This window comes from Inquilinus sp. CAU 1745 (genome assembly GCF_039839375.1).
Classification (GTDB): domain Bacteria; phylum Pseudomonadota; class Alphaproteobacteria; order DSM-16000; family Inquilinaceae; genus JBDOQU01.
Window position 1 is genome coordinate 17060 of record NZ_JBDOQU010000009.1, and the last position, 12207, is coordinate 29266.

A 12207-nucleotide genomic window follows, 5' to 3' on the forward strand; every position below is an offset into this window, starting at 1 on the left:
GTTGCTCCCATTAGGCGCTTATTCAGCAAACCGGACATTCTCCAGCCGGATCATGCCGTCGGGATAGGCCTGGAAGCCCTCTACCTTGTTGCTCACGCCGGTGAACCAGACGCGGTGATAGAGGAAGATGCGCGGACGTTCGGCCATGTAGATCTCCGCCGCCTTCTCATAGGCCGCGTAGCGGGCTTCGTCGTCGGTTGTCTGCCGCGCCTCCGCCAGATAGCGGTCGACCTCCTCGTTGCAGTAGCCGCCATCGTTCAGCCCGCCATTGCAGGCGGTGAAGGTGTGGATGTTGCCGTCCGGGTCGGCCCGTCCCGACCAGCCGATCAGGAAAGCCTGGAAGTCGCCGTTCGATTGCCGGTCCAGCGCGGTCGCGAACTCCGTCGCGTCGATGGTGATCGCGATGCCGGCTTCGGCCGCAAGCGCCTGGATGATCTCCGCCACGCGCATCTGCTCGGGATTGTTGGCGATCATCAGGTCGATCGTCAGGTCCGTCGCGCCGGCCTCTTCCAGAAGCGCTCTGGCGCGCTCCACGTCACGGCCGGCGGGCGGCAGGCTGTCGATGTAGAAGGGGCTGTTGGGCGGCACCGGCTGGTTGCCGGCGATCAGCGCTCCATCGAAGGCCACCTGGTTGATGATGTTCCGGTCGATCGCCAGTTCCAGCGCCTCCCGGACCCTGGGATCCTGACCCAGCGGATTCTCCGAGCGCGGACCGTTGCCGACATTGACGGTGATGCCCTGATAGCCAAGGCTGGTGGCGCGCTCCAGCGTCAGGTTCGGGTCGCTTTCGACCGTCGGGATGTCGGTCGCCGCCACCCGTTCGATGATGTCCAGGTCGCCCGCCTGCAGGTTGGCCAGCCGGACGGTCGTGTCGGGGATCGGCATATAGACGACGCGGTCGAAATGGATCGCGTCGGCGTTCCAGTAATCCTCGAACCGCTCCAGCACGATGCGGTCCTGGGACACCCGCTCGACGAACTTGAACGGGCCGGAGCAGACGGGATTGAGCGGGAAGTCCTCGCCCGCCGCCTCCGCCGCGGTGGGGGAGATCATCATGCCCGCCCGGTCCGAGAGGGCGGCCAGAAGCGGCGCGAACGGCTCCGCCAACGTGATCTCGATCGTGTATTCGTCCACGGCCTCAAGGCCGGTGATGGCGGAAATCTCGCTGCGGCGGGTCGATCCCGGCAGGTTCAGGGACCGGTCAAGATTGTAGACCGCCGCCTCGGCGTTGAAGGGCGTGCCGTCATGGAAGACCACGTCCTCCCGAAGCTTCATGGTCAGGACGGTGCTGTCGTCGCTCCAGCTCCATTCCGTCGCAAGCTGCGGTACGAACGTCACCTCGGGAGAAAGGTCGACCAGCTTGTCGCACAGGCTGGCGAAGACGATGCGGCCGACGAAGGTCCGCGCCCGATCGGGATCCAGCAGGTCCGGGTCGTCCTGCAGGCCGATCCTCAGCGTCTGGGCGCCGGCGGTCGCGCTGAAGCCCAGCGCGGTGGCCATCAGCACCGTTGTCAAACATCCCTTCAAGGTCATTGTCTTCCTCCCATTGTTGATTTTTCGGATGAAGGATGCCGCGCGGCGGAAGGGGTGGTCCGGCTGTCCCTCTCCCCCGGTCGGTCGATGTCCGCGTCCCTTTCCTGGTTGCGGGCGAGTTGTCGTTCGAAGATCGCGATCCGCTTCTGGCGGCGCGGATGGGCAGTGGCTGTGACGGGCGGGGCCGTCGTGGCGGCGGCGATCTCCCGCCAATGGTGGCAGGCGATCTCATGGCCGTCGGGCCCAGGTTCGGCCATGGGGATTTCCACCCGGCAGATGTCGGTGGCGTGGGGACACCGGGTATGGAACCGGCAGCCTGGCGGCGGATCGATCGCGCTCGGCACGTCGCCTTCCAGCAGCGCTCTCTGCCCCCGTCCCGCCGGATCCGGCTTCGGGGCCGCCGCCAGCAGCGCCCTGGTGTAGGGATGCAGCGGACTGGCGAAGACGCTGGCCGTAGGGCCGGATTCGATCACCTGCCCCAGATACATGACCGCCACGCGGTCGGCGATCCGGCTGACCACGGCCAGATCGTGGGAGATGAAGACCATCGTCAGGCCCATCCGGCGCTTCAAATCCTCCAGCAGCTCGATGATCTGCGCCTGGATCGACACGTCCAGGGCCGACACCGGCTCGTCCCCGATGACGAAGCTGGGCCCCGTCACCAGCGCCCGCGCGATGGCGATCCGCTGGCGCTGACCGCCGGAGAATTCGTGCGGGAAGCGGCGGGCGTGGTCGACCGGCAGCCCGACCACCCGCATCATCTCCGCCACCTTGTCGCGGCGCTGCCGTCGCGCGCCGATCCGGTGGATCGCCAGCGGTTCCTCCAATATCTGGCCGACCGTGAGGCGCGGGTTCAGTGAGGCGTAGGGGTCCTGGAAGATAAGTTGCATCCGGGCGCGCAGCCGCTGCAGTGGCCGGCCCGTCAGCGCCGTGATCTCTTCGCCCTCGAAGAAGATGCGCCCGTCGCTGGGATCGATCAGGCGCAGCATCAGCCGGGCCAGGGTCGATTTCCCGCAGCCGCTTTCCCCGACCACAGCCAACGTCTCGCCCGGCATGACGGAAAGCCCGACCCCGTCCACCGCCCGCAGCCGCCGGCGCTGGAAGGGCAGCAGGGCGCGGCCGACCGGATAGTGCTTCACGATCCCGTCCAGGCGTAGGATGGGGTCGGTCATGCCGGCTCCCCCGCGATGCGGGGATCGTCGATCGGCGCCTTCCAGCAGGCCGCGGCGTGGTCGCCGTCGCCGATGAAGGCCAGAGGCGGCGGCGCCTGGCGGCAATGATCGTCGGCGAAGGGGCAGCGGGTGGAGAAACGGCAGCCGGCCGGCATCTCGTCCGCCGCCGGCACCGCGCCGGGGATGCCGGTCAGCGCCCGGTCCTCGTCGCCCAGCGTCGGCATCGCGCTCATCAGCCCGATCGTGTAGGGATGCTGGGGATCGTCGAACAGATCGGCGACCGATGCCCGTTCGACCACCTGGCCCGCATACATCACCGCCACATCGTCGGCGACCTCGGCCACCACGCCCAGATCGTGGGTGATCATGAGGACGGCGGTCCCCGTCTCCTCCTGAAGCTGGCGGACCAGCTCCAGGATCTGCGCCTGGATGGTGACATCCAGCGCCGTCGTCGGCTCGTCGGCGATCAGCAGCTTCGGATCGTTGGCCAGCGCCATGGCGATCATCACGCGCTGGCGCATCCCGCCGGAAAGCTGGTGGGGATATTCGTCCATCCGCTGTTCGGGGGAGGGGATGCGCACCTTCTCCAGCATCGCGACCGCTCGCCCTCGCGCCTCGGCCCTGGAGACGCTCTGATGCGCGCGGATCCCCTCCACAAGCTGTTCCCCGACCGTGAAGACCGGGTTGAGGGAGGTCATCGGTTCCTGGAAGATCATGGAGACCGCGCCGCCGCGAAGCCGGCGCAGCGCCTCCCTCGGCAGGCCGCGCAGATCGTCCCCGTCCAGCCGGATCGCCCCCTGGTCGACGATCGCGGCGGTATCATCCAGCAGCCCCATGACGGCCAACGCCGTCACCGATTTCCCGGACCCGGATTCGCCGACCAGGCAGAGGCACCGCCCGCCGCCGACGCTGAGGGAGACATCGTCCAGGATGCCGATCGTCCTGCCCTCCGACCGGAAGCCCAGGCTCAACCCCTCGATCGAGAGGACGGGACGGTCGGCGACTGCGTTCATCGCGCGGCTACCGATGCGGCCCGGGCCAGCCGGGATTCCAGCTCGCCCTCCCACACCGTCTCGATATGGCGGCGGACGGCGGTTCGCAGGATCTCCGCGTCGCCTGTCTTCAGCGCCTCCACGATCTCCCAGTGCCGGCGGGCGGAAACGATCAGCGGGCGGGAGCGGGGGCCGGAGATGAAGGCCAGCCGGTGCATGTGCAGGATGCAACGGGACAGCACCGGCTCCAGCACCGGCAGGTCGGCGGCGCGAAAGAGGGCGAGGTGGAAGTCGTGATCCAGCTCGATCACCTCGTAGTGCTCGTCCGCGATCGCCGCGGCCTCCATCTCCGTCGTGATGGTGCTGAGAACCGCCGGCAGGTCCGTGTCCGCCTTCGGCGCGGAGTTGCGGCAGCCCGCCAGTTCCAGCTTCAGGCGCAGATCCAGAAGCTCCCGCGCCTCGTCGGCGGAGATACGCGACACCGCCGTCCCCCGATAGCCGTCGCGGCGAACCAGCCCATCTTCCTGAAGCCGCATCAGCGCCTCCCGGATCGTGCCCTGGCTGGCGGCGTACTGCCGCGCCAGCGCGATCTCAGGCATCGCCTCCCCCGGCTTCAGCCGGGCGAAGACGATATCCTTGCGCAGCGCGCGATAGATCTGGGCGGCCTTGCGAGAGGCGGCGGAGGGCATTGGCATCTCTATCGATATTGATATCGATAATTAGGAAGAGACCAGAATTTCCAAAACCGAGTCAACCGCGAAATTGAGAAGCTGATTTCTCTCGCAGAAAGATAAAAAGTTACGTTTCCGCCGCGACGGCCAGCTTTTCCCGGCGGAGGATGTAGAGGGCCGTCACGATGATGATCCCCGATCCGGCAAGCACATAGACTGAGGGCGCGTCGCCCCAGATCAATGCACCGAACAGGACCGCCCAGATCATGGAGGTGTATTCGAAGGGCGCCACGGTCACGGCCTCCGCCGTCCGGAATGCCATGGTGACGACGATGGTCGTCAGCCCGCCCAGCAGCCCGACCGCCAGCAGCAGCAGCGCGTCGGTCGGTGTCGGCATGACGAAGCCGAAGGGCAGGGCGGCGGCGCTGAAGGCAACGGTCAGGAGGGTGCCGTAGAAGACGATCGCGGCGTTGCCGTCGGTGCGGCTGAGGTCACGGATCATCAGCGCGGCGACGGCGTAGCAGGCGGTGCCGGCAAGCGCCGCGACCCAGCCCGCGTCGGCCGGCGACGAGCCAGACCCCAGGTCGGGCCACAGCACCACCAGTACGCCGCCGAAGCCGACCAGGACCGCCGCCCAACGACGCGGTCCCACAACTTCCCCCAGGAGCGGCAGGCTGAGCGCCGTCATCATCAGCGGCGCGGAAAAGCCGATGGCGTAGGCGTCGGCCAGCGGCATGACGCTGAAGGCGTGGAAGAACAGCGCCATGCCCGCGAAGGCGATGATCCCCCGCGCCAGATGCCGGCCCGGCCGGTTCGTGCGGAGAACGGCGATCCCGCCCTCCCGTCCGATCAGCCAGACCGCCGGGATCAGGGCGAACAGTCCGCGGAAGAATACGATCTCCAGGATCGGGTAGTCGCCCGACAGCCACTTGATCAGCACGTCCATCAGCGAGCCGAGGAAGATGCCGGTCGTGTAGAGGGCGATGCCCCGCAGGTTCGCCGACAGGTTCAGGCCTCCGCCGGCTCGTTCAGATGGCAGCTATGGAACCTTATCCCGTCCTCCGCCTGACGCAGCGTCAACGCCGGCTTGTCGTGCCGGCACCGCTCCATCACCTTGGGACAGCGCGTGTGGAACGGGCAGCCGGCGATCGGCGTCGCCGGGTCCGGCAGGTCGCCCGCCAGCACCACCCGGTCGCGCCGTCCGCCCCGGTCGGGCCGGGGGATCGCCGACAGCAGGGCCTGCGTGTAGGGATGGGCCGGATGGTCGAACAGATCGTCGACCGCCGCCATCTCCACCGCCTCCCCCAGATACATCACCATCACCCGGTCGCTGATATGGCGGATGACCGCGAGGTCGTGGGAGATGATGATGAGCGCGAGGCCGAGCCGCCGGCGCAGCTCCACCAGCAGGTTCAGGATCTGGCTCTGGATCGAGACGTCGAGCGCCGACACCGGCTCGTCCGCGATCACCAGCTTCGGCGAGAGGGCGATGGCGCGGGCAATGGAGATGCGCTGCCGCTGGCCGCCGGAGAATTCGTGCGGATAACGGTCGGCGGCGGAGGGGTCGAGCCCGACGAGATCCAGAAGCTCCGCGATCCGTCGGCGGCGTTCGGCCCGGTCGCCGGCCTTATGGACCTCCAGCGGCTCGGCCAGGATCTCCGCCACCTTGTGGCGCGGGTTCAGCGATCCGAACGGGTCCTGGAAAACCATCTGCATGTCGCGCCGGCGGCGGCGCAGGGCGCGGCGGTCCAGCTCGGTCAGGTCCGATCCCTCGAACCGCACGGCGCCGCGCGTCGGATCCGTCAGGCGCAGGATGGCGCGACCCAGCGTTGACTTTCCGCAGCCGCTCTCCCCCACGATCCCCAGCGTCTCACCGGCGCGGAGGTCGAAGCTGACGCCGTCGAGCGCGCGGACGGTCGCGCCGCGCCCGGCCGGATAATGCTTTGCGATATCCCGGACGGACAGCAGGGGTTCGGTCATCGGATCGGCTCCCCGGCGGGGACCGGATTCCAGCAGGCGGCGCGGTGGTCTGCGCCGTCAGGCGTCAGCAGGGGGCGATCCGTCGTGCAGCGGGGCAGGGCGCGGCCGCAGCGCGGGGCGAAGGCGCAGCCGTGCCCTCGCGCCCCGACCGGCGGCACCGCGCCGGGAATGGTCGACAGCGTGTCCCGCCGCCGGTCGATCTGCGGAATGGACGCCAGGAGCCCGGCGGTATAGGGATGGTGCGGCGCTTCGAACAGGGTCGCCGCCGGCCCCGTCTCCACGATCCGGCCGGCATACATGACCGCTACACGGTCGCAATATTCCGCGACGACGCCGAGGTCGTGGGTGATCAGCAGCAGCCCCATGCCGAGATCGCGGCGCAGCGCGTCCAGCAGCTCCAGGATCTGCGCCTGGATGGTGACGTCCAGCGCCGTCGTCGGCTCGTCGGCGATCAGCAGGTCCGGCTCCCCCGCCAGCGCCATCGCGATCATCACCCGCTGGCGCTGTCCGCCCGAAAGCTGGTGCGGGTACTGGCTCAGGCGGCGGCGCGCGGCCGGGATGCCGACCATGTCCAGCACCTTCACGGCCTCGGCGGTCGCCGCCGATCCTCTCAAGCCGCGATGGATCGCCAGCACCTCGCCGATCTGGTTGCCGACCGTGAAGACGGGGTTCAGGCTGGTCATCGGCTCCTGAAAGATCATCGCCATGCGCTTGCCGCGTACCCGCCGCAACGCCCGCCGGTCCAGCGCCAGCAGATCCTCGCCGTCCAGCTCGATTCGTCCGCCGTCGATGCGGGCCGGCGGCTCCGGAATCAGGCGCATCAGCGACAGGGCCGTCAGGCTCTTGCCGCACCCGCTTTCTCCGACCAGCCCGACCGCCTCGCCGCGCGCCACATCCAGGTCGAATCCCTCAACCACCGGCGCGCGACCGCCCCGTTGCGCCAGCGTGACCGTCAGGTCGCGAACGGTCAGGAGCGGGCGGGCGGCATCGGTCCCATGAGCGACCGCGGCCGTCGCAGCCATCATGCCGCGCGCGCTCCCGGTTGATGGAGCCTGCCGCCGGTCAGCGGGGCGGGAACACCCGTCGTCGTCGGCAGGGAGAGGGGCAGACCCTCCAGCGACCGCACGGCGAAGAAGCCGAAGGCCTGCGCCTCCAGCGCGTCGCCGTTCCAGCCGACCGCCTCCACCGGATCGACCGTGATCCTCAGTTCCCGGCGCAGGAGGTCCATGATGGTCGGGTTGTGCCTGCCGCCGCCGGTCACCAGCCACCGCCTGGGCCGGGTGGGCAGGAGATCGACGGCGAGGGCGACCGTCCGGGCCGTGAAGGCGGCCAGTGTCGCCGCCCCGTCCTCCGCGCCAAGCCCTTCGACCGGCGTTGGCGGGAAATCGTTCCGGTCCAGCGATTTGGGGAAGGGTGCGGTGAAGTAGGGATGGTCCAGCAGCCGGCCCAGCGCCGCCTTATCGACGGCTCCGGCGGCGGCGATTCGGCCGCCCTCGTCATAGGCGACGCCTCGCGTCCGGGCGACCCAATCGTCGATCATTGCGTTTGCGGGGCCGGTGTCGAAGGCCAGCACGGTGTCGCCGTCGATATAGGTCAGGTTACCGACGCCGCCGAGGTTGAGGACGCAGACCGGCTGGTCCAGATCCCGGGAAAGGGCGGCGTGGTAGAGCGGGGCCAGCGGCGCGCCCTGGCCGCCGGCGGCCACGTCGGCCGACCGGAAATCGTTGACCACCGGCAGCCCCAGCCGCGCCGCCAGCGCCGCTCCGTCGCCAAGCTGGATCGTCAACTGCCGCTCCGGCCGGTGCAGCACCGTCTGCCCGTGGAAGCCGACGATATCGACGGAGGATGCATCGATGCGGTGGTCGGAGAGGAATTGTCCGACCGCGTCGGCATGGGCGTCGGTGATCCGGGGCTCCAGGGCGCGGTGGTCTTCCGCCGTGCCGCCGCCGGCCGCCACCGCCGCGCCCAGCGCGGCGCGGAGGTCGGCGGGGTAGGGCGCCGTCGCCGCCGGGCCGAAGGCGCGGACTAGCTCGCCATCCGTCTCGATCACGGCGAGGTCGATGCCGTCCATAGAGGTGCCGCTGATGAGGCCCAGCGCCGTCCTGAAATCGCCCATCTCACCGTCTCCGATATGCTTGCCGGATAGAACCACATCAAGTCCAGTTGGAACAAGAGGCTGCCGGCTCCGCAGGCTGCCGGCCTACCTGCCGCCGATGCTATTGTTGCTACGTAATGAAGTCCGTCCTAACAAAGGAATTCATTCGTCATAGTCCTGAATGGTAAAGTGAGCCGTTGACGGATTTTCCGCAATGGTATCTTAATGGTTTTGCTGAATGCCCGCCTCATGGCGGCGTCACCCAAGACCAAATGAGGGAGGTTGGAATGGGACGTTCCTGGACGCGTATGGCGACGACCGCGGCCGCTCTGCTGGCGTTTGCCTCGCCGGCCGCGCTGGCTCAGACGCTGGAGGTGGCGACCGATCAGTCGCCGGTCGGCCTCGATCCCCATATCGCCACGGCCTTCTCCACCGCCCTCATCAACCGCGACAACATCTATGAAGGGCTGACGGCGATCGACGCCGACCTCCGCGTCATTCCCGGCCTGGCCGAAAGCTGGACCCTGTCGGAAGACGGGCTGGTCTACACCTTCACGCTCCGCGAGGGCGTCACCTTCCATAATGGTGAGCCGTTCGATTCCGAAGACGTGAAATTCTCCATCGAACGGGTGCTGGACGAGGCCACGGGCTCCCCCATCGCCAGCCGCTTCAACCTAATCGAGGAGGTGGAGGCCCCGTCGCCGACGGAGATCGTCATCCGTCTCTCCGCGCCCTTCGCGCCCTTCCTGTCGCAGATCGCCCAACTCTATATCGTGCCGAAGGATTATGTGGAGGCGGGCAACGACCTCCAGCGCGCCGCCATGGGCACCGGACCGTTCAGCTTCGCCGAATGGGCGCCGGACACCTTCATACGGCTGGAGGCGAATCCTGATTATTGGGAGGAAGGCGTCCCGGCGCTGGACGAAATCAAGTTCAACATCGTGCCGGAAGCATCCACCCGCCAGATCGGCCTATCGACCGGAACCTACCACCTGCTGCCGAACGTCGATCCGGCGACGGCTGTGATGCTGTCCTCCGACCCGCGCATCACCACCTCCCAGACCCTCGACCTCGCCTATTCGCTGATCGGGCTGAACGTGACGCAGCCGCCCTTCGACGATCCGAAGGTGCGGGAGGCGCTCAACTACGCGCTGGACCGCGACGCGATCATCCAGGCCGCCTATTTCGGCATGGGCGTGCCGGCGGGGCCGCTGTCGCCGGCGCTGGTCGACTGGGCGCTGCCGGCGGCCGACTTCCCCTGCTACTCGCATGATCCGGAGCAGGCCAAGACCCTGCTGACGGAGGCGGGCCTGCAACTCCCCGTGCCCCTGACGCTGAACGTGCTTGGATCGATCCAGCTTCTGGTCGATTCAGCACAAGTGATCCAGGCGGTATTGAACGAAAGCGGGTTCGACGTCACGCTGAACGTCCAGGAGCAGGGGCAGTTCATCCAGGACTGGAGCAACTCCAACTTCCAGGCCTTCCTCTCCCTCAATGGCGGCAGCGTTGATCCGGACGGCTATTTCTACCGGACCTTCCTGACCGACGGGTCGACCAACGTCTACGGCTATTCCGATGCGGAAGTCGACGCGATGCTGAACGAGGCGCGCACCGTCTCCAACCCGGAAGTCCGGCGCGGCCTCTATAATCAGGTCCAGACGGCGCTGGCGTGCCACGGGCCCGTCGCGCATCTGGTCTTCGGGCAGCTCACCGCCGCCGCCGGCCCGGGCGTGGAAGGGTTCGAGCTGATCGCCAACCGGTCGCTGCGGTCGCTCAGGGCCACGACGCTGAGCCAGTAGGGAATTCGTTGCACCGATGATCGGCCGCCTTGTCGCCAACCGCCTCGCGGACCTGTTGCTGGTGCTGCTGGGCGTGTCGATCATCACCTTCCTGATGATCCGGCTGATCCCCGGGGACGCCGTCCAGATCATGCTGGGCGCGAATTCGGAGATCACGCCGGAACGGATGGCCGCCTTGCGCGAACGCGTCGGGCTCGACCGGCCGGTGCTGGAACAGTACCTCTCCTGGATCGGCGGCGTGCTGCGCGGCGATCTTGGTGAAAGCCTGTGGACCGGCGCGCCGGTGATCGACGAGATCATGTCCCGCATCGGGATCACGCTGGAACTGACCCTCCTGTCGCTCGCGCTGGCGATCGTCCTGGCCTTTCCCGCCGGCTGCCTGATGGCCTATGTCCGAAGCTCCGCCGGCGACTATGTGGTCCGGGTGCTGACCATCATCGGCGTCACCGTGCCCAGCTTCTGGCTGGGTGCGCTGATGCTCTATGGGATGTACCGGCTGGCTCCCGGCTTCCCGACGCTGGGCTATGTCCCCTTTTCCGAAGACCCAGTCGGCAACCTTCAGCGCATGATCCTGCCCACCATCGCGCTCTCCCTCCCGGTGCTGGCGACACTGGCGCGCATCGTCCGATCCGCGATGCTGGACGCGCTGGGGCAGGATTACGTCCGCACCGCTCGCGCCAAGGGCGTCAGCGAGACGATGGTCGTCTTCAAGCACGCGCTGCGCAACGCGATGATCCCGGCGGTGACGACGGTCGGCATCATGGCCGGCTACCTGTTCGGCGGCGCGATCGTGGTGGAGCAGGTGTTCGCCCTGCCGGGCCTCGGCCGGTTGATCGTCGGCGCCATAGCGGAGCGCAACTATCCGCTGATCCAGGGGGCGATCCTGCTGGTGACGGGCGGTTTCGTCCTCATCAACTTCCTGATCGACCTCGTCTATCTGGCGATCGACCCTCGGGTGTCGGCGCGATGACGATCGCCGCCCAGGAAAGCCGGCCCCGGCGCTGGCGTCTGCCCCGGCATCCCCTGCTGATCATCGGCCTGGCGCTGGTCGCGCTGCAGATCTTCTGCGCCTTGGCCGCGCCCTGGATCGCGCCCTACGGTCCGCTGGAACAGCACATCATGGCCAGGCTCCAGGGGCCGGGGCCGGACTTCCTGCTGGGTACGGACCAGTTCGGCCGGGATATCCTCTCGCGCATCCTCCACGGCTATGGCGCGTCGCTGGCGGTCGCCGCCAGCTCCGTCGGCATCGCCTGCCTTGTCGGCGGGACGCTGGGTGTTGTCGCAGCCTACTATCGGGGCTGGACCGACCGCATCCTCATGCGGCTGATGGACATCTTGTTCGCCTTCCCGATCGTGCTGCTGGCGATCGGCATCATCGCCGTGCTGGGGCCGGGCCAATGGACGACCGCCATCGCGATCGGAATCGTCTATGTGCCGATCTTCGCCCGGCTGCTGCGCGGCCCGGCGCTGGTCCTGTCGGAAAGCGAATTCGTGACCGCCGCGCGGTCGGTCGGCACAGGCGACGGCCGCATCATCCGCCGCCACATCCTGCCCAACCTTGCCAGCGTCATACTGGTGCAGGTCAGCCTATCGCTTTCGACTGCGATCCTGGTGGAGGCCTCGCTCAGCTTTCTGGGCATCGGGACGCAGCCTCCGACCCCGTCGCTGGGGCTGATGCTGTCGGAAGGCCGCGCCTACCTCACCCTCTCCCCCTGGACCTCTATCTTCTCCGGCGTGGCGATCCTGCTCCTCTCCTTCGGCTTCAACCTGCTGGGCGACGCGCTGCGCGATACGCTGGACCCAAGGCTGCGCGACGGTTAACGACAGGTTGAAGAAAGTCGTACTTTTCTTTCTTTCTCTTCCTATCCCCTGGAATAATTGATAGATTCCCGGACGCGGCGAATCGGCGCCAAAGCGCCGGCCGGTCGGATTATCGCGTGCACGGGATCGGGGGGCTTCCATGGC

11 protein-coding genes are annotated in these 12207 nt (G+C 67.8%); 3 read left to right on the forward strand and 8 right to left on the reverse strand.

All coding sequences use genetic code 11. The features are described 5' to 3' along the window. Nucleotides 1–18: 18 nt before the first annotated feature. The 8 genes from AAFN89_RS12150 to AAFN89_RS12185 form a co-directional block, all read right to left on the reverse strand. Entirely contained in the window at nt 19–1500 is a 1482-nt protein-coding gene (locus AAFN89_RS12150) for an ABC transporter substrate-binding protein (RefSeq protein WP_347539444.1), read from the reverse strand. 29 nt (nt 1501–1529) lie between these two features. Next, complete coding sequence (locus tag AAFN89_RS12155; protein ID WP_347539323.1) at nt 1530–2705, reverse strand: oligopeptide/dipeptide ABC transporter ATP-binding protein; 1176 nt, start codon at nt 2703–2705, stop codon at nt 1530–1532. Continuing rightward, on the reverse strand, nt 2702–3718 hold the full coding sequence (locus tag AAFN89_RS12160; RefSeq protein WP_347539324.1) for an ABC transporter ATP-binding protein: 1017 nt from the start codon (nt 3716–3718) through the stop codon (nt 2702–2704). Before AAFN89_RS12160 ends, AAFN89_RS12155 begins: the two co-directional genes overlap by 4 nt. Further along, nucleotides 3715–4386 (reverse strand): GntR family transcriptional regulator, encoded by a 672-nt coding sequence (locus tag AAFN89_RS12165; RefSeq protein ID WP_347539325.1) that lies wholly within the window; start codon nt 4384–4386, stop codon nt 3715–3717. The genes AAFN89_RS12160 and AAFN89_RS12165 overlap by 4 nt, the downstream gene beginning before the upstream one ends. Nucleotides 4387–4495: 109 nt before the next feature. Beyond that, nucleotides 4496–5407: a DMT family transporter gene (locus tag AAFN89_RS12170; protein ID WP_347539445.1), complete on the reverse strand. Its 912-nt coding sequence runs from the start codon at nt 5405–5407 to the stop codon at nt 4496–4498. Then, nucleotides 5377–6348, reverse strand: a complete 972-nt coding sequence (locus AAFN89_RS12175; RefSeq protein ID WP_347539326.1) for a dipeptide ABC transporter ATP-binding protein — start codon at nt 6346–6348, stop codon at nt 5377–5379. Before AAFN89_RS12175 ends, AAFN89_RS12170 begins: the two co-directional genes overlap by 31 nt. Then, nucleotides 6345–7373: an ABC transporter ATP-binding protein gene (locus tag AAFN89_RS12180; protein WP_347539327.1), complete on the reverse strand. Its 1029-nt coding sequence runs from the start codon at nt 7371–7373 to the stop codon at nt 6345–6347. Before AAFN89_RS12180 ends, AAFN89_RS12175 begins: the two co-directional genes overlap by 4 nt. Next, nucleotides 7370–8464 carry an anhydro-N-acetylmuramic acid kinase gene (locus AAFN89_RS12185; RefSeq protein ID WP_347539328.1) on the reverse strand — a complete coding sequence of 365 codons (1095 nt, stop codon included), beginning with the start codon at nt 8462–8464 and terminating at the stop codon, nt 7370–7372. Before AAFN89_RS12185 ends, AAFN89_RS12180 begins: the two co-directional genes overlap by 4 nt. A gap of 266 nt (nt 8465–8730) precedes the next feature. On the opposite strand from AAFN89_RS12185, the gene AAFN89_RS12190 reads away from it, so the two are divergent. The 3 genes from AAFN89_RS12190 to AAFN89_RS12200 are packed head-to-tail and all read left to right on the forward strand — an operon-like array spanning nt 8731 to nt 12063. Then, nucleotides 8731–10242, forward strand: coding sequence for an ABC transporter substrate-binding protein (locus AAFN89_RS12190; protein WP_347539329.1), 1512 nt, complete (start codon nt 8731–8733; stop codon nt 10240–10242). Nucleotides 10243–10258: 16 nt separating this feature from the next. After that, complete coding sequence (locus AAFN89_RS12195; RefSeq protein ID WP_347539330.1) at nt 10259–11212, forward strand: ABC transporter permease; 954 nt, start codon at nt 10259–10261, stop codon at nt 11210–11212. After that, entirely contained in the window at nt 11209–12063 is an 855-nt protein-coding gene (locus AAFN89_RS12200) for an ABC transporter permease (protein ID WP_347539331.1), read from the forward strand. The genes AAFN89_RS12195 and AAFN89_RS12200 overlap by 4 nt, the downstream gene beginning before the upstream one ends. Nucleotides 12064–12207: the final 144 nt, after the last annotated feature.

What these genes read in the sequence shown, in the direction of transcription:
- AAFN89_RS12150 (WP_347539444.1), bottom strand. Translation starts at nt 1,500, where the DNA reads ATGGCCACCGCGCTGGGCTTCAGCGCGACCGCCGGCGCCCAGACGCTG.
- AAFN89_RS12155 (WP_347539323.1), bottom strand. Translation starts at nt 2,705, where the DNA reads ATGACCGACCCCATCCTACGCCTGGACGGGATCGTGAAGCACTATCCG.
- AAFN89_RS12160 (WP_347539324.1), bottom strand. Translation starts at nt 3,718, where the DNA reads ATGAACGCAGTCGCCGACCGTCCCGTCCTCTCGATCGAGGGGTTGAGC.
- AAFN89_RS12165 (WP_347539325.1), bottom strand. Translation starts at nt 4,386, where the DNA reads ATGCCCTCCGCCGCCTCTCGCAAGGCCGCCCAGATCTATCGCGCGCTG.
- AAFN89_RS12175 (WP_347539326.1), bottom strand. Translation starts at nt 6,348, where the DNA reads ATGACCGAACCCCTGCTGTCCGTCCGGGATATCGCAAAGCATTATCCG.
- AAFN89_RS12180 (WP_347539327.1), bottom strand. Translation starts at nt 7,373, where the DNA reads ATGATGGCTGCGACGGCCGCGGTCGCTCATGGGACCGATGCCGCCCGC.
- AAFN89_RS12185 (WP_347539328.1), bottom strand. Translation starts at nt 8,464, where the DNA reads ATGGGCGATTTCAGGACGGCGCTGGGCCTCATCAGCGGCACCTCTATG.
- AAFN89_RS12190 (WP_347539329.1), top strand. Translation starts at nt 8,731, where the DNA reads ATGGGACGTTCCTGGACGCGTATGGCGACGACCGCGGCCGCTCTGCTG.
- AAFN89_RS12195 (WP_347539330.1), top strand. Translation starts at nt 10,259, where the DNA reads ATGATCGGCCGCCTTGTCGCCAACCGCCTCGCGGACCTGTTGCTGGTG.
- AAFN89_RS12200 (WP_347539331.1), top strand. Translation starts at nt 11,209, where the DNA reads ATGACGATCGCCGCCCAGGAAAGCCGGCCCCGGCGCTGGCGTCTGCCC.